Below are 16,274 nucleotides of genomic sequence, written 5' to 3'. Positions count from 1 at the left end.
CGCCGAGATTGCGGTCAAGGTCGTGCTCGCCGCCTCCGATTCAAGCGCGCATCCGCAACCATGAGTGCAATCTCGCGCGTAGGTCCACGGACCGACACCGACCGAGGGTCGCGCCGCGGTGGCATCCTGGCTCCATGGAGCCGGTATGGGCCTGATTTTCCGACTGGTCGAGCTGCTGATCCTGCTCGTCCCACTGGCCGGCGTGCTGTACGGCGGATGGCGGGCGTTCTCGGCGGCCCGGGCCCGGCAGGACGAACGCCGCGAACCCCGCGCCGCGCCGGAACCGCAGCGTGCGACCACCGCAGTCCACTGGCAGGCGATCGCCCGGGCGGTCAAGGAGCACGACCGTACGGACACCCGCTGGCTGGAGTACGAGCTCGACCTGGCCAAGCTGCTCGACTTCCCGCTGATGACCGACATGCGCGACCCGCTGACCGAGCGGTTCCACCGCACCAAGCTGCGCGCCGACCTGCTGCGGCCGGCGAAGGCCGAGGACCTCGTCGACGGCGGTGCGGCGGCTCGTGAATACGTCGACGCGGTCACCGACTACGTCACCGCCTTCGACGCCGCGGAGAACGAGGCGGTCCGGCGTCGGCGCAGCGATTTCTCGACGCAGGAGCAGCAGCGCCTCGCCCGCGCCCAGAACATGCTGCTCGTCGCCACCGACACCGCGGCCACCCCGCAGGAACGCGAACGCGCCTACGAGCTGGCGCGTCGCGAACTCGACGGGTTGATCGTGCTGCCCGAGCGTGCCCGGGCCGCCATCGAGCAGGGAATCGCCGGCGAACTCGACGGATAATCAGCGCAGCAGGAATTCGAGCAGCACCGCGGTCATGTCCGGAATGGCCCGTCGCGCAATGACTTCGTAGCCGTGAGTGCTCAGGGTCGGCAGGCACAACAGCCCGGCCCGCGCCACCAGCCCGCTGGCCTTGGCGTGTGAAGCGTCGGACTCGAAGGCGCCCAGCACCGCCGGTTGCGGCGACAGCCCGAGGTCGGTCGCGATGGCGAGCAACCGGTCGGCGACCGGCTTGTCGTACACGCCCTCGGCGTCGCTGTACGCGACGATGGGCCCTCGAGAGCAACGGGTGTCGTACTCGGCTTCGGCCGGGCCGACTTCCAGTGCGATCGTCAGGTCACCGGGAAGGGTGCGGCTCGCATAGGATCCGCCGATGCCGCCGACCTCCTCGCTGGTGGTGAAGACGAAATAGGCGTCGCCGTTGGGGCGTCGGTCGCCTTCGGCCATCCGGCGCGCGGTGTCCAGAAGCGCAGTCACCGCCGCGCGGTCGTCCATGAAATAGCAACCGAGATAGTCGGCACCGACGTCGATCAGAGTGCGCTTGCTTCGGTGCACGCATGCGCGCGTGCCCGGCAGCACGCCTGCGGCGGACAGTTCGTCGGGGGAGTGGCCGGTGAACACGTACACGTGCAGCCAATCGAGTGCCTTGTCGCCCTGGTCCGGTTTGGTCTCCCAGATCTGCTGGCTTTCTTTGGTGGTGTGCTCGGAGCCCAGGGTCAACACGCCGATCATCGTTTCGTTGCTCCCGAGCACCGCCACCGGGCCGAGTCCGAAATTGCCCGGATACATCGTTCCCAGCGGTGTCATGTGCAGGGTGCCGTCGCTGTCGATGCGCTTGACGAGCATCGACAACTCGTCCATGTGCGCCATCAGGCGAATGGCAGGCGCCTCGCTGTTGGCACCGTGGATCAGGCCCACCAGGTTGCCCGCCTCATCGGCCCATATCTCGTCGACGTGCGGACCCAACTCGCGGCGGCAGATCTCCCGCACGGCGTCTTCCTGTCCGCACGGCCCGTACGCGTAAAGCAATTCCTGGAGCAAGGCGCGGTTCAGCGCATCGCCGGTCGCCATAGATCTTGATATTGCCCGCGACGCCGTCGGGCTAATCTTCGCGGCGACCCCGGGGCGCCTGAGACTAGGCGACAGGCGGATGCGGATACGGCGGCGGCACCGGCACGCACAACCCGGTGCTGGTGTCCAGGGCCTTGCCGTCGACACAGAAGGACGCACACCCGTAGATGACGCCGGTCTGGCCCGGCGGACAGCAGCAGTTGCCGGGTTGAGCCGAGGCAAGGACGGGCGACACCGGCGCCGCGGACAGCGCGGCCACGAAAAGCCCTGCGATCAGTGACCGTCGCAAAGTCATGAGCGCAGTCTAGGGGCGCGGCTCAGGTCCCACAGAAGGTTCGGTACTTCCCGAAGTCCTCCGGAGCGGGCTCGGCGTACCGCTCCAGCCCCGGGCGTTCGTCGTAGGGTGCGGTCACCGCCTCCAGCAGCCGGTGCAGCGGCTCGAGGTCGCCTTCGGCGGCGGTGCCCCCGATCGGGCCGGTCGCGGCGATCAGCGCCTCCTCGACCAGATGATTGCGTGGAATGTAGACGGGGTTGACGCGGTCCATCACCGCCGCGTCCGGCTTCAACGCGCGCCACCGCGCCAGCCAGTCGTCGAACGCGGCGAGGTCGAGGAACAGGCCGCGGGCGGGTTCGTCGTCCCCGCGGGCGGCCTGACCCAGGTGCCGGAAGAACGACGTGAAGTCGACGTGGCTCTCGCGCAGTTGCGCGATCAGGTCGTTCATCAGCGGCACCGCGATCTCGTCCGGTGTGGTGGCCGCGAGGCCGAGCTTGGCGCACATGCCCGCCGAGAGCGCCTCCTGGAAACGGGGCGCAAAGCCGCCGAGGCTGCCTTCAGCGACGGCGATCGCCTGCTGTTGATCGTCGGCGAACAGCGGCAGCAGCGTTTCGGCCAGCCTGGCCAAGTTCCACGCGGCGATCGCCGGTTGATTGCCGTAGGCGTAGCGACCCCACGAGTCGATCGAGCTGAACACCGTCTCGGGGTCGTAGGCCTCCATGAATGCGCACGGGCCGTAGTCGATGGTCTCCCCGGAGATCGTCATGTTGTCGGTATTAATCACGCCGTGCACGAAACCGACCAGCATCCACTTCGCGACCAGCGCCGCCTGCACCGCCACAACGGCTTCGAACAGCGCGACATAGCGGTTGCCCGCGTCGGCGGCCGCCGGATGGTGCCGTTCGATTGCGTGGTCGGCGAGGCGGCGCACCAGGTCGATATCGCCGGTGTTCGCGGCGTACTGGAACGTGCCGACACGAAGGTGGCTGCGGGCGACCCGAGCCAGCACCGCGCCGGGCAGCGGCGTCTCGCGCTGCACCTGGCGACCGGTCGCGACGACGGCCAGCGAGCGGGTGGTCGGTATCCCCATCGCGTGCATCGCCTCGCTGACGATGTACTCGCGCAGCATCGGGCCCACCGCCGCGAGCCCGTCGCCGCCGCGGGCGAACGGCGTCGCGCCGGACCCCTTCAGGTGCAGGTCGCGCAGCTCTCCGGAGGTTGTCGTGAGCTCGCCGAGCAGCAGGGCGCGTCCGTCACCCAACTGCGGGACATAACCGCCGAACTGGTGCCCGGCATACGCCTGCGCGACCGGCGTGGCGCTGCTGGGCACCAGCGTGCCGACCAGCAGCCGCAGCCCCTCGGGCCCGCGCAACCACGCAGCGTCGAAACCCAGTTCGGCGGCCAACGACTCGTTGAGCACAAGCAACCGCGGGTCGGGCGCCGCCTCGGCCTGCCAACGCACCGCCAACTCCGGCAGCTCGCTGGCGTAGTGGTCGGCGAAGGCCGTGAACTGGCCGGGGCTCGAGGGTGCGATGCTCACCCCTTCCACAGTACGAGCGGATTCGCCGCGGTCTGTATGGTGATGCTCCCGGGGAAACAGCGCGGATCGGCGACCATTGGTCATCGAGAACCTGCCGCGCCGCGGGAATCAATGTCTGATGAGGAGCAGCCCGGTGACGCTGAACACCATCGCGCTCGAGCTCGTCCCGCCGAACGTCGAGCGGGGCCGCGAGCAGGCGCTGGCCGATGCGCACAAGATGCTGCGATGCTCCGCCGAGACGGGTCTCGAGGGCCGCATCAGGCACGTGATGATCCCCGGCATGATCGAAGAGGACACCGACCGGCCCATCGAGATGAAGCCGAAACTGGACGTGCTCGATTTCTGGTCGATCATCACGCCCGAGCTTGCCGGGGTGAACGGCTTGTGCACTCAGGTCACCGCGTTCATGGACGAGCCGACGCTGCGGCGACGGCTGACCGAGCTGTCCCGTGCCGGGTTCGACGGCATCGCGTTCGTCGGGGTGCCGCGCACGATGAACGACGGCGAAGGCTCGGGTGTCGCACCGGTGGATGCGCTGTCGATCTACGACGACCTGGTGCCGAACCGCGGGGCGATCCTCATTCCGACCCGCGACGGCGAGCAGGGCCGGTTCACCTTCAAGTGCGAGCGCGGCGCCACCTACGGCATGACCCAGTTGTTGTACTCGGATGCGATCGTGGGCTTCCTGCGCGACTTCGCCGCGAACACCGATCACCGGCCCGAGATCCTGCTGTCGTTCGGCTTCGTGCCGAAGATGGAGAGCAAAGTCGGGTTGATCAACTGGCTGATTCAGGATCCGGGCAATGCCGCGGTCGCCGAGGAGCAGGAGTTCGTCAAACGGCTGGCCGCCACGGAGCCGGCGGAAAAGCGCAAGCTGATGCTCGACCTGTACAAGCGCGTCATCGACGGCGTCGGCGAGCTCGGCTTTCCGCTGAGCATCCACCTCGAGGCGACCTACGGCGTGTCCACGCCCGCGTTCGAGACGTTCGCCGAGATGCTCGAGTACTGGGCGCCCGACAAGGCTTGACGGCGTTTCATCCGCACCGCAGCGGGAATCTGCGGTCACATGCCCAGCCTCGTAGAGCGCGCTGAGCGCGGCGCCGGTCGACTCAGACTGGATCGCGAATCCGCGCTCGCCCTGGCCAAAGCCGCGGTCTCGTCGACGATCGCGTGGGTCCTGGCCACCGAGGTTTTCGGCGGGGCGCATGCGACGTTCGCCGCGTTCTCGGCACTACTGCTCGTCGGTATGACGATCGCCGACTCGGTCGCGATGGCGGTGCGGTACACCGCGGCAATGCTGGTCGGGATCGGGTTGGTCGGCGGCGCGGTGTGGCTGTGGGGAGTGCAGCTGTGGCTGTTTCCCGTGATGCTCATCGTCGCGCTGGCGATCGGGCGTTGGCACCGGCTGGGCAAGCAGGGGACAAATGTCGCGGTGGCGGTGATCTTCGCGTACGGCGCCTTCGTGCTGCCGTCCGGCAACTCCTCGGCCGGCAGCCCCCTGCCGTCGATCGCGGGCATGGTCCTGCTGGGCGCCACGGTGGCGCTTGTGGTGACGCTGGTCATCGCTCCGCCGCTGCGGTATCGCAGCGCCCGCTACGCCGTCGAATCGGTCAGCGGGTCGATGGTCGAGCTGCTGTCGGATATGACCGACGGACTGGTGGACGGCGACGTCAGCATCCAATCGGCGCGCGACTGGCGGTGGCGCGCCGAGGCCCTGCCGAACAAGGCGGCGCAGGCGCGCCACACCCTTGACCATGCCGTGCGCACAACGAAGCTGAACCCGCGCCGACTGCTGGTGCGCTCCGACACCGGGATCGCGGGACACCGGGTGACACTGCACGCGCTCGAGCGGATCGCCGAGGAGCTGCGATGGGTGACCACCGGTTTGGCCCGTGCCGTCGAGCGCGATGAGTCGGGCTCGCAACACGATGAGTTCCTGCGCCGCTACGGCACCCTGCTCGAGGCCGTGCGCGACGCCGTCGCTGCCGCAGGAGCGATGCACACCGTCGCGGACTTCGGCGACGAACCGCTGACCGAGGAGGCCCGCAGGTGCACGTCGGCGTTCGACGACCTGACGGCGCATGTCCGGAACCGCGAGCTCGACCGGCCGACACAGTGGGCCATCTACGGCGGCCTCTACACCGACGCCCAGCGCCTCTGCGAGGAGATTGACTCCGCGCGCGACGCCTATTCTGACCCGAGTGTCCGGACCGTCAGTCGCTGAGTTGCGAGCGCGTCTAGACGCCCTGACGATCCGCGACGCGGCCCGCATCGGCCGACGACTGAAGAACCTTCGCGACAAGCGACCGGAGAACCTGCGCCGGATCGCAGAACAGATCGCCGCCGCAGAGGCGCTGGTGGCCACCCGGCTGGCCGCGAGGCCCGAAATCACCTATCCCGACCTGCCGGTCAGCGAACGCCGCGGCGACATCGCCGAGGCGATCAACGCGCATCAGGTGGTGGTCGTCGCCGGCGAAACCGGTTCGGGCAAGACGACGCAGCTGCCGAAGATCTGCCTCGAACTCGGCCGCGGCGTGCGCGGCACCATCGGGCACACCCAGCCGCGGCGCCTCGCCGCCCGCACCGTCGCAGCGCGCATCGCCGACGAACTGCGCACTCCGTTGGGCGAGACCATCGGCTACACGGTGCGTTTCACCGATCAAGCGAGTGACCGAACGCTGGTGAAGCTGATGACCGACGGGATCCTGCTCGCGGAGATCCAACGTGACCGCCGCCTGCTGCGCTACGACACGCTGATCCTCGACGAGGCCCACGAGCGCAGCCTCAACATCGACTTCCTGCTCGGATACCTGCGCGAACTGCTGCCTCGGCGGCCGGACCTCAAGGTCATCGTCACCTCGGCGACGATCGAGCCGGAACGCTTCGCCGCGCACTTCGCCGGTGCGCCGATCGTCGAGGTGTCGGGGCGCACCTATCCGGTCGAGATCCGGTACCGCCCTTTGGAAGTCGCCGTCGCGCCGGTCGACGACCCGGAAGCCGCCGACCCCGACGATCCCGACCACGAGCTGGTGCGCACGCAGATGCGCGACCAGACCGAAGCGATCGTCGACGCGATCGGTGAACTGGAGCGGGAGCCGCCGGGCGACGTGCTGGTCTTCCTGTCGGGCGAGCGCGAGATCCGCGACACCGCAGAAGCTTTACGTGGGCTGACGAACACGGAAGTGTTGCCGCTCTACGCCCGGTTACCAACGGCCGAGCAGCAGAAGGTGTTTCAACCCAGCCGCGCAATGCGCCGCGTCGTGCTGGCCACCAATGTCGCCGAGACGTCGTTGACGGTGCCCGGCATCGGGTACGTCGTCGACCCGGGCACCGCCCGAATCTCCCGCTACAGCCGCAGGACCAAGGTGCAGCGGTTGCCGATCGAGCCAATCTCACAGGCCTCCGCCGCGCAGCGGGCCGGACGCTCGGGCCGCACGGCGCCAGGTGTGTGTATCCGCCTCTACTCGGAGGAGGACTTCGCGTCGCGGCCGCGCTACACCGACCCGGAGATCCTGCGCACCAACCTGGCCGCGGTGATTCTGCAGATGGCGGCGTTGAATCTCGGTGAGATCGAGACCTTTCCCTTTCTCGACCCGCCGGATCGGCGCAGCGTCCGCGACGGTGTGCAGCTGTTGCAGGAACTCGGCGCGTTCGACGCCCACGGTGCGATCACCGACGTCGGCCGACGGCTCGCGCAGCTGCCGGTCGATCCCCGGCTGGGCCGGATGATCCTGCAGGCCGACATCGAGGGCTGCGTGCGGGAGATCCTGGTGTTGGCCGCGGCGCTGTCGATCCCCGATCCACGGGAACGGCCAGCCGACCGCGAGGAGGCCGCACGGCAGAAGCACGCCCGGTTCGCCGACGACCACTCGGATTTCGTCTCTTACCTCAACCTGTGGCGCTATCTGCGTGAGCAGCGACAGGAGCTGTCCGGCAATGCGTTTCGACGGATGTGCCGCGAGGAGTTCCTGCATTACCTGCGGATCCGCGAGTGGCAGGACCTCACCGGGCAGTTGCGCAGCATCGCCGCGGACTTGGGCATCAGGGAGTCCGACGAGCCCGCCGATCCGGCGCGGGTGCACGCCGCGCTGTTCGCCGGCCTGTTGTCGCACATCGGATTACGCGAGGGTGACGGCCGCGAGTATCAAGGCGCACGCAACGCGAAGTTCGTCCTCGCGCCGGGTTCCGTGCTCACGAAACGTCCGCCGCGCTGGATCGTCGTCGCCGACCTCGTCGAGACCAGCAGGCTCTACGGGCGAATCGGCGCGCGAATCCAACCTGAAGTTGTCGAGCGCATCGCGGGGGATCTCGTGCAGCACACCTACAGTGAGCCGCACTGGGACGCCCAGCGCGGCGCCGTGATGGCCTACGAGCGGGTGACGCTCTACGGGCTGCCGCTGGTGCCGCGCCGCCGCGTGAACTACTCGCAGATCGAACCGGATCTGGCGCGCGAGTTGTTCATCCGGCATGCCCTCGTCGAGGGCGACTGGCAGACCCGCCACCACTTCTTCCGCGACAACGCCCGGCTGCGGGTGGAACTCGAGGAGCTCGAGGAGAAGGCGCGTCGACGCGACCTGCTCGTCGGCGATGACCAGATCTTCGCGTTCTACAACGCCCGGATCCCCGCGGATGTCCTGTCGGCGCGGCACTTTGACGCATGGTGGAAGAAGCAACGCCATGTGTCGCCGGAACTGCTGACCTTCACCCGCGACGACCTCCTGCGAACAGACGATGCGGCCGATGGGCAGCCGGATGCGTGGCAGGCAGGCGACCTGTCGCTGCCGTTGAGCTACCGCTTCGAGCCGGGCGCCGAGGACGACGGGGTCACGGTGCACGTGCCGGTCGAGGTGCTCGCCCGGCTCGGCGGCGACGAGTTCGCCTGGCAGGTACCCGCACTGCGCGAAGAACTGGTCACCGCGCTGATCCGGTCGCTGCCGAAAAACCTGCGCCGCAACTTCGTGCCCGCTCCGGACACGGCGCGCGCGGTGCTGGCCGGCATCGCACCCGGCGCCGAACCGCTGCTCGAGGCCGTGCAGCGCGAACTGCACAGGCGCACCGGTGTTCTGGTGCCGATCGACGCGTTCGACCTCGACAAGCTGCCGTCGCACCTGCGCGTCACATTCGCCGTCGAGAACGCCGACGGCACCGAACTGGCGCGCGGCAAGGACCTCGAGGCGCTCCAGCACCGGCTCGCCGCCCCGGTGCGGCGCGCGGTCGCCGACGCGGTCGCCGGCGACCTGGACCGGACCGGGCTGCGTGCCTGGCCCGAGGACCTGGACGTGTTGCCGCGCAGCGTCGAACGTGTCGTCGGCGGCCACACCGTGCGGGGATACCCTGCTCTGGTCGACGCGGGCGTCGCGGTTGACGTGCACGTGTTTCCGACGGCTGCCGAACAGCAGGCCTCAATGGGGCCGGGTACCCGAAGGCTGTTGCGACTCATGGTGTCGTCTCCGGTGAAAGCCATCGAACGCCGATTACAGCCGCGGACCCGGCTGGTTCTCGGCGCCAATCCGGGCGGCTCGCTGCAGGCGTTGCTCGAAGACTGCGCCGACACGGCGACCGACCTGCTGGCGCCCACACCGGCGTGGACCCGTGACGAGTTTGCCGCGCTGCGCGGCCGCGTCGCCGCCGACCTGGTGGGCAGCACTATGGAAATCGTCACTCGCGTCGAGCAGGTGCTCGCGGCGGCTCACGACGTGGAGGTGGCGCTGCCGTCGGCGCCGACGTCGCCGTCGGACGCGCAGGCCGACGCGATCGCCGACATCCGCGCCCAGCTCGACCGATTGTTGCCCCCAGGCTTCGTGACGGCGACGGGGGCCGCGCACCTGGCAGACCTGCGCCGCTACCTTCTCGCGATCGGCAGGCGGCTCGAGCGGCTGCCGCATGCGCCCGGCGCCGATCGCGACCGGATGCAGCGGGTGCACGCGGTGCAGGACGCCTACGACGAACTGGTGCGCGCTTTGTCGCCCGCTCGCGCGGCGGGCGCCGATGTCCGCGACATCGGGCGGCAGATCGAGGAATTGCGGGTCAGTTTGTGGGCGCAACAGCTCGGCACCCCGCGGCCGGTCAGCGAACAGCGCATCCACCGCGCGATCGACGCGGTCCGGCCCTGACGCCCGACAACGCCTAGTTCGTCGCAACCGCGCGCGACGCCGTCGCATCCGGTAGGCATAGGGCCTATGTATTCCTGTGTTGCCCGTCGCGCGGCGGTCGTGCTGTTCGCCGTCGTTCCCGTGGCGTGTGGCGGCTCGTCGCCGGCCGCACAGAGCGACCCGTCGACGCAGACCGGCCCGCCGCCGGTGATCAAACCCGTTGTGCTGGCAGAGATTCCCCACGACCCCACGGCGTGGACCCAGGGGCTCGAGCTAGACGGGTCGACGTTGTACGAGGGCACCGGCGTCGCCGGCCGCTCGCAGGTTCGCGAACTCGACCCGACCACCGGCGCGCTGCGCCGCGCGGCGCCCGCCCCGAACAATTACTACGGCGAGGGCATCACGGTCGTCGGCGACCGGATCTGGGAGTTGACCTGGCAGAACGGGGTTGCGGTGGAATGGGACAAGACCACCCTCACCCCGCTGCGGGAGGTTCCGGTCGACGGGGAAGGCTGGGGGTTGTGCCTAGATGGTGACCGGGTGGTCCGCAGCGACGGCACCGATCGGCTGCGGTTCCACGACCCGTCGACGTTCGCCGAGACTGGCTCCGTCGCCGTCACCCGCGACGACCAGCCGCTGCGCAACCTCAACGAGTTGGAGTGCGTCGACGGCCGGGTCTGGGCGAACGTCTGGCAGACCGACATGATCGTGCGCATCGATCCGGCGACGGGCAGGGTCGACACCGTGGTCGATGCCGCCGGGCTGTGGCCCGAGCAGAACGCCGGCCGCGAGAAGGTGCTCAACGGCATCGCCCACGTCGACGGCGACGAATACCTGCTGACCGGCAAGTACTGGCCGACGATGTACCGGGTCCGATTGCAGCCGCCGCCATAGCGGGTTTGCGTTCAGCCGCAACGGTCAACGTAGTGCCCATGACCACCGTCGACACCACCAGGGACGCGACCAGGTCCGTCGCGGGACCGCTTGCCGGCCTGTATCGCCGCACCGGCGCCGATCTGCCGTTCAGCGATCCGCTGACTTCGCACGGCACCGAGATGGAGGGCTGGTTCTGGCGGATCACCGACGCCGCGTCGGGACGCGCGCTGGTGGCGTTGTTCAGCGTCAACAAGCATCCCGACGGCGACTGGGCGACGACCGCGGTGGCACTGCACCCGGGCGGCCGGGTGTACAGCGCAGCGCTGGACGACGCGAGCGCCGGGGCCGGCCCGTTTCAACTCGATGCGGGCGACGGGCAGTTCCACGCGACGTACGACCGGCTGCGCGTCGCCTTGCCCGGCGTCCGTGTCGACATGCGGTTCGACGACCCGGTTCGGTGGCCCAAGGCGCTTGCCGGCGGCGGCGTCGCGTCGGTGGTGCCTTTCCTCAGCCAGTACTGGCATCCCTACCGGCTCGGCGGATCTGCCAGCGGCACCGTCGAATTCGACGAAACCCGGTGGGACTTCGACGGGGCCAAGCTCTACACCGAGCGCAACTGGGGAGCAGGGTTCCCGCAGCGGTGGTGGTGGGGTCAGGCGCACGATTTCGGCGACGCGGACGTGTCCGTGGCGTTCTCCGGCGGTCTGCTCGCGCTCGGCCCGCTGAAGCAGGACGTAGCCGGCGTCGTGGTGCGCCTGGGGGAGCGGGTGCTGCGCTTGACACCGCCGACCGCATGGGTCCGCTCGGACATCGGGGACCGCACGTGGCGAGTGCGCGCGTCGTCGCTGCGCTACCAGATCGAATTACAGGGCGACGGTACGCATCTGGAGCCACACACCCTGCCCGTGCCGCTGCCCGCCGAGCGGCGCAACGTCGACACCGACTTCGAGCATCTCGGCGGCCGGTTGCGCTGCGTGGTCAAAGACTTCGGCCGGGTGATCTTCGACGGGGAGTCTCAGATCGCGGGTCTGGAGGTCGGCAGCCTGCCGACTGGCTAGGGTGACCGGGTGCGACACCTGACGGACCGGCGGGCGATGAGCCGCGCACGGGTGGTCGTCGCGGGCCTCGGTGACAGCGGTGTGCTGACCGCGATCAAGCTCGCGCGGCACGCCGACGTCGTCGGCATCTCCGCCAAACCCGGTCTGCTCAGCGGCCAGGAACTCGGCATGCGGCTGAGCCGACCGGACGACTGGGCCCGCTACAACTGGATCACCTTCGACCGGTTCCGCGGCCTCGACCGCGTCCGGACGCTGCACGGCACGCTGACCGGAGTCGACCTGGCCGCTCGAAAGGTGTTCGTACAGCGGGGCGACGGCAGCACCTTGGCCGAACCGTATGACGCCCTGGTCATTTCGACGGGCGTCACCAACGGGTTCTGGCGCCAATCGCGCCTGCAGTCGGCCGACGAGATCGCCGCAGACCTCCGTGCGGCGCATCAGCGCCTGGCCGCAGCCCGTTCGGTGATCGTCATCGGCGGCGGCGCCGCGGCGGTGAGCAGTGCCGCCAACCTGGCCCGCACCCACCCCGACAAGCGCATCGGGCTGTACCTCCCCGGCGACCGCGCACTGGTGCATCACCACCCCCGCGTCTGGGGCAGGGTGAGCCGCCGACTCAGCGAGTTCGGCGTCGAAGTGCACGCCGGTCACCGGGCCATCGTGCCGGACGGCTTCGGGTGCGACGACCTCACCACCGGGCCGGTGCGGTGGAGCACCGGCCAACCCGAAACCGCCGCGGATGCGGTGCTATGGGCGATCGGCCGGGTTCGCCCCAACACGCAGTGGCTGCCACCGGAGTTACTCGACGAGCACGGCTTCGTCCGAGTGACGCCGGAGCTTCGGGTTCCGGGGCAGCGCGGTGTGTTCGCGATCGGTGACGTCGCCGCGACCGATCCGCTGCGCACGTCGGCCCGCAACCGCGCCGACGGCCTGTTGGCCCACAACATTCGCGCCGAATTCGCTGGGAAGCCGTTGCGGTCCTACCGGCCGGCGAGCCGTCGCTGGGGTTCGGTGCTCGGACCGCAACCCGACGGGCTCGAGGTGTTCACGCCCCGTGGTCAGGCAGTCGGCTTTCCCGGCTGGTCGATCGATCGGGTGCTGATGCCCTGGATCGTCTGGCGCGGCATCTACCGCGGTGTGCGCGCTGACTCAGTTTCGCGCAAGCTCTGAGGTGATGCAGTCCAGCAGTGCGGTGTACCGGTCGGCCTCGCGATGCGGTCCGGGCTTGCCGCTGCTGATCACTCCCGCGGCGAGCCCGCGTTGCGGATCGGCCCAGACGGCGATGTTAGTCAGCCCGGTGTGCCCGAACGCCGACGCTGCATTGCGGCCGAACGGCCCGAACCGCTTCGACCCCAGCATGTAACCGGTGCCCCAGCGCAGCGGCGCCAGCCCGACCGCGACATCCGGTCGCAGCCTTCGACATTCGGCGGTCGCCGCGCGTAGCGTCTCGGGCGCCAGCACCCGCACACCGTCGAGTTCGCCGCCGCGGCGCAACAATTCGGCGAACCGTGACAGCTCGAAGGCGGTGGACACGGTGTTCGACGACGGTAGGACGCTGGTGAGGTACTGCGGGCTGTTGGAGAACGGGATGATTTTGTACAACGAGCCGCCGACCGCCAACCGGAACACGGTGGCGGCCGGTTGCGGGAGCTCCTTACCGGTCGCGTGGCTCGGGGCAACCAACGGAACATCTTGTGCCGCAACGCCGTAATTGGTCCACCGGAAGCCGAGCGGCTCGAGGATCTCGGACGCCAGGACATCGCGGATGTTGCGACCCGCTGCGGCGCCGACGATCTCGCGGATCAGCGGACCCCAGGTCAACCCGTGATAAATGTGCACGAGTCCGGGCCGATACAGCGGTTTGAGTTCGCCCAGCTTCTCGCGGGTGTACTCGCTGTCGTCCATGCGGCTCAGGTCCGGGCGCGGCCCGGTGTGGATCGGAATCCCCGCGCTGTGGGTCATCACGTGTCGGATCGTGGTGCGGTGCTTGCCGTGGCTGGTGTAGCTGGGCAGGTATTCGCAGACGCGATCGTCGAGCGAAAAACATCCGCGCTCGACGAGCATGTGCACCACCGTCGACGTGATCGCCTTGGCCGCCGAGTACGCGCAGAACGGTGTTTCGGTCGTGACCGGCACCTTCTCCGCGTCGGGCGGATCGGCGGGACCGTTGCCCCAGCCGTGCCCGATCGCCCGGTTCAGCACGACTCTGCCGTTGCGCCGCAGGCACACCTGGATCGCGGGGTGCATACCGGCTCGGTACCAGTGTCGAGCGGCGTCCCAGATGCGCTCGATCGACGCGGGGTCGACCCCGGAATGGTCCTCTTCGCCAACCGCGGTCACGGCGTCGAGATCGGCGGGCACGCGGATCCTGCCCTCGGCGCGAAGATCAGTCACGCCGCCAGGCTAGCCGGGGCCGCCGCTCAGGATTCCTTTGCCGATGAACGCGCCGAGCGCTCCGAGCAGATCGCCGGGCGCGGGCTGGGGCGGCGGCGCGGCGTTGGTCTTCTCCCACGGTTGGCAGTCGCTTGTGGTGAACGCCGTGTCGGTCGCTTCGATGCGAACCACCTGCGGCTTCTTGGTGAGCGCGTTGTCCGGGACCTCGTCGTTGTTGACCCGCTTCCAGTAGCAGGCGCCTTCGGCGATCGGCCCCGCCGTCGAATAGGTACCGGGCAGGATTTCGGTGCCGACCTTGTAGGTGCCGTCGCGGTCGATGCGCGTTGCGGGCGCAGCCTGCGGCGCCGGTCCGGGCCCCGGTGCCGGCGACGGCCCGGGCGCGGCAGACGGTCCCGGGGCGGCTGGATCCGGGTGGTGGGGTTCGTCCGGTTGGGCCTGCGCGGCACCCGCCCCACCCAGGGCCAGGAGCACCGTCGCAGCGACGGTTGCGGGTCGCGTCAGCTTCATAGGGAGCCAGTCTAAGCGCAAGTTGTCGATGGCAATCAAAAACCCGCCGCCACAGCGGGAGCTGCGGCGGCGGGTCACTTCGAACGGATCCAACTGGAGAATCAGCCGGCCATGAACTCGTCATAGGCCGACGCCAAATCCGGCGGCAGCGCCTGGATGTTGCACGTGCGCTGCACGTCGCCGATCGGCGACAGGATGCCGCGCAGGTCGTAGTACTCCTGCGGGTTCGCGGTGAAGTAGCCGCGAAGAGTGGCCGCCGCCTCAGCACGTGGCTGGCTGAACGCGGTGGTCACGGCCTGGTTGGCACCCGGGTGGCTGTCCAGATAGGACCGGGCCGAACCGGTCACCGAGCTGACGGTGCCGGACACGGCGCTGGCACTGCAGTCCGGCGCGGCCGCCGCCGACGGTGCGGCGATGGTTGCTGCGGCCAAACCCCCTAGCAGGCTGGCAGCACAGGCGCCTGCGATTCGCCGACGCGCGGCGATTCCACGGATTGTCATATTGTTTCTTTCCTTCGAATTGCGATGGTCGCGGATTCCCCCGTCCGCAAATCCAAGGTACCCAAGGCAAACAGATGCAAACGCGGCCGCGCGACCCGAAAATGGCTTACCAGCAGGCGTTACACCGGATCGGCGTGATCTGTACCGCAATTCTGGTCAAATTCGATAAGCGCGCGGCCAGAGCGATGCGCAGATCTTGAAAACCCTCAGAATTCGCCGACCGCCCTTAATTGATCGTGATGTGGATGGTGACCGAATCGTTATCGACCTGGTCGTCGAGATGGCCCCGGCGGGGCTGAATCTAAGGTGGTGTCCATGTCCACCCCGCCCGTGACGCCGACGTGCTACCGGCACCCCGACCGGGTGACGTATGTCCGCTGCGCCCGGTGCAACCGCTACATCTGCCCGGAATGCATGCGCGACGCGTCGGTCGGCCATCAGTGTGTGGACTGCGTGAACTCCGGCGCACGACAGGTCCGGCAAGTGCGCACCCAGTTCGGCGGGGTGCCGGCCGCCAAGCCGACGGTCACCTACGTACTGATCGGCCTGAACGTGGTGATGTTCGCGTTGCAGATCCTGGTCCCGGGCCTGCAGCGGGACTTGGTGCTGCAGTCCTACGCGGTGGCCGACGGCGACCTGTACCGCATGTTGACGTCGGCGTTCCTGCACTACGGTGCGGCGCACATCCTGTTCAACATGTGGGCCCTGTACGTGGTGGGCCCGCCGCTTGAGGCGGCGCTGGGCCGGCTGCGGTACTCGAGCCTGTACCTTCTCAGCGCGCTGGGCGGCTCGGTGCTGGTGTACCTGCTGTCCTCGCCCGTCGCGCAGACCGCGGGGGCCTCGGGTGCGGTGTTCGGGTTGTTCGGCGCGGTGTTCGTGGTCGGCAAGCGGCTGAACATGGACGTGCGGTGGGTGATCGCGCTCATCGCGATCAACCTGGCGTTCACATTCGTCATACCGCTGGTCAGTTCGCAGAACATCAGCTGGCAGGGCCACATCGGCGGGCTGGTCACCGGCGCCGCGATCGCCACGGCGTACGCCTACGCGCCGCGCGGCTCCCGCACCCTGGTTCAGGCCGGCGCCACCGCGGCCACGCTCGTGGTGTTCGCATTGCTGATCTGGTGGCGTACGGCCGTTCTGCTGGCGCCGTTCGGCATGGCCTGAGGGTG

Annotated in this window: 14 protein-coding genes; 8 read left to right on the top strand and 6 right to left on the bottom strand. The window is 68.9% G+C overall.

Annotated elements, in window-relative coordinates; genetic code table 11:
• Positions 1-145 precede the first annotated feature (145 nt).
• Complete coding sequence (locus tag G6N18_RS15435) at positions 146-799, top strand: hypothetical protein (protein ID WP_067214323.1); 654 nt, start codon at positions 146-148, stop codon at positions 797-799.
• Here the strand turns inward: G6N18_RS15435 and G6N18_RS15430 are convergent, their stop codons facing one another.
• From G6N18_RS15430 to G6N18_RS15420, 3 genes are all read right to left on the bottom strand, one after another.
• Positions 800-1,867: a M42 family metallopeptidase gene (locus G6N18_RS15430; RefSeq protein ID WP_083000037.1), complete on the bottom strand. Its 1,068-nt coding sequence runs from the start codon at positions 1,865-1,867 to the stop codon at positions 800-802. It abuts the gene before it with no gap.
• Positions 1,868-1,931: 64 nt separating this feature from the next.
• Positions 1,932-2,162 carry a hypothetical protein gene (locus tag G6N18_RS15425; protein ID WP_067214321.1) on the bottom strand — a complete coding sequence of 77 codons (231 nt, stop codon included), beginning with the start codon at positions 2,160-2,162 and terminating at the stop codon, positions 1,932-1,934.
• Positions 2,163-2,184: 22 nt separating this feature from the next.
• Positions 2,185-3,675: a protein adenylyltransferase SelO gene (locus G6N18_RS15420; RefSeq protein WP_234806095.1), complete on the bottom strand. Its 1,491-nt coding sequence runs from the start codon at positions 3,673-3,675 to the stop codon at positions 2,185-2,187.
• Positions 3,676-3,814: 139 nt separating this feature from the next.
• On the opposite strand from G6N18_RS15420, the gene G6N18_RS15415 reads away from it, so the two are divergent.
• The 6 genes from G6N18_RS15415 to G6N18_RS15390 all read left to right on the top strand — a co-directional run bounded on the left by G6N18_RS15415 (position 3,815) and on the right by G6N18_RS15390 (position 12,874).
• Entirely contained in the window at positions 3,815-4,708 is an 894-nt protein-coding gene (locus tag G6N18_RS15415; RefSeq protein ID WP_067214319.1) for a mycobacterial-type methylenetetrahydrofolate reductase, read from the top strand.
• Positions 4,709-4,747: 39 nt separating this feature from the next.
• Positions 4,748-5,905: an FUSC family protein gene (locus G6N18_RS15410; protein WP_083000035.1), complete on the top strand. Its 1,158-nt coding sequence runs from the start codon at positions 4,748-4,750 to the stop codon at positions 5,903-5,905.
• On the top strand, positions 5,883-9,794 hold the full coding sequence (gene hrpA, locus G6N18_RS15405; RefSeq protein ID WP_083000034.1) for an ATP-dependent RNA helicase HrpA: 3,912 nt from the start codon (positions 5,883-5,885) through the stop codon (positions 9,792-9,794). Before G6N18_RS15410 ends, hrpA begins: the two co-directional genes overlap by 23 nt.
• Before the next feature lie 66 nt (positions 9,795-9,860).
• A complete protein-coding gene (locus tag G6N18_RS15400; RefSeq protein WP_067214316.1) occupies positions 9,861-10,667 on the top strand; it encodes a glutaminyl-peptide cyclotransferase in 807 nt (268 codons plus the stop codon).
• A 38-nt stretch (positions 10,668-10,705) separates the two neighbouring features.
• A complete protein-coding gene (locus G6N18_RS15395; protein WP_083000033.1) occupies positions 10,706-11,707 on the top strand; it encodes a tocopherol cyclase family protein in 1,002 nt (333 codons plus the stop codon).
• A 36-nt stretch (positions 11,708-11,743) separates the two neighbouring features.
• The gene (locus tag G6N18_RS15390; RefSeq protein ID WP_083000238.1) at positions 11,744-12,874 is read left to right on the top strand and encodes an FAD-dependent oxidoreductase; all 1,131 of its coding nucleotides are present in this window, start codon (positions 11,744-11,746) and stop codon (positions 12,872-12,874) included.
• Here G6N18_RS15390 and lipE read toward each other — a convergent pair.
• The 3 genes from lipE to G6N18_RS15375 all read right to left on the bottom strand — a co-directional run bounded on the left by lipE (position 12,854) and on the right by G6N18_RS15375 (position 15,105).
• On the bottom strand, positions 12,854-14,098 hold the full coding sequence (lipE, locus tag G6N18_RS15385; protein ID WP_083000032.1) for a lipase LipE: 1,245 nt from the start codon (positions 14,096-14,098) through the stop codon (positions 12,854-12,856). The two genes, G6N18_RS15390 and lipE, sit on opposite strands and share 21 nt — an antisense overlap.
• A gap of 9 nt (positions 14,099-14,107) precedes the next feature.
• Entirely contained in the window at positions 14,108-14,605 is a 498-nt protein-coding gene (locus G6N18_RS15380) for an Rv1352/Rv1906c domain-containing protein (RefSeq protein WP_067214313.1), read from the bottom strand.
• 101 nt (positions 14,606-14,706) lie between these two features.
• Positions 14,707-15,105, bottom strand: a complete 399-nt coding sequence (locus tag G6N18_RS15375) for a heme-binding protein (protein ID WP_067214312.1) — start codon at positions 15,103-15,105, stop codon at positions 14,707-14,709.
• A gap of 315 nt (positions 15,106-15,420) precedes the next feature.
• Here G6N18_RS15375 and G6N18_RS15370 point away from each other — a divergent pair, with 315 nt between their 5' ends.
• Entirely contained in the window at positions 15,421-16,269 is an 849-nt protein-coding gene (locus G6N18_RS15370) for a rhomboid family intramembrane serine protease (RefSeq protein WP_083000236.1), read from the top strand.
• Positions 16,270-16,274 lie beyond the last annotated feature (5 nt).

The organism is Mycolicibacterium celeriflavum (genome assembly GCF_010731795.1).
Classification (GTDB): Bacteria; Actinomycetota; Actinomycetes; order Mycobacteriales; family Mycobacteriaceae; genus Mycobacterium; species Mycobacterium celeriflavum.
Note: the sequence above shows the minus strand (reverse complement) of the source record. Positions and strands in the feature narration are given on the sequence as shown.

Excerpts from the sequence above, each read along its gene's own strand:
- G6N18_RS15370 (WP_083000236.1), top strand. The coding sequence starts at position 15,421 with ATGTCCACCCCGCCCGTGACGCCGACGTGCTACCGGCACCCCGACCGG.
- G6N18_RS15375 (WP_067214312.1), bottom strand. The coding sequence starts at position 15,105 with ATGACAATCCGTGGAATCGCCGCGCGTCGGCGAATCGCAGGCGCCTGT.
- G6N18_RS15435 (WP_067214323.1), top strand. The coding sequence starts at position 146 with ATGGGCCTGATTTTCCGACTGGTCGAGCTGCTGATCCTGCTCGTCCCA.
- G6N18_RS15380 (WP_067214313.1), bottom strand. The coding sequence starts at position 14,605 with ATGAAGCTGACGCGACCCGCAACCGTCGCTGCGACGGTGCTCCTGGCC.
- G6N18_RS15395 (WP_083000033.1), top strand. The coding sequence starts at position 10,706 with ATGACCACCGTCGACACCACCAGGGACGCGACCAGGTCCGTCGCGGGA.
- G6N18_RS15400 (WP_067214316.1), top strand. The coding sequence starts at position 9,861 with ATGTATTCCTGTGTTGCCCGTCGCGCGGCGGTCGTGCTGTTCGCCGTC.
- G6N18_RS15430 (WP_083000037.1), bottom strand. The coding sequence starts at position 1,867 with ATGGCGACCGGCGATGCGCTGAACCGCGCCTTGCTCCAGGAATTGCTT.
- G6N18_RS15425 (WP_067214321.1), bottom strand. The coding sequence starts at position 2,162 with ATGACTTTGCGACGGTCACTGATCGCAGGGCTTTTCGTGGCCGCGCTG.
- G6N18_RS15390 (WP_083000238.1), top strand. The coding sequence starts at position 11,744 with ATGAGCCGCGCACGGGTGGTCGTCGCGGGCCTCGGTGACAGCGGTGTG.
- G6N18_RS15410 (WP_083000035.1), top strand. The coding sequence starts at position 4,748 with ATGCCCAGCCTCGTAGAGCGCGCTGAGCGCGGCGCCGGTCGACTCAGA.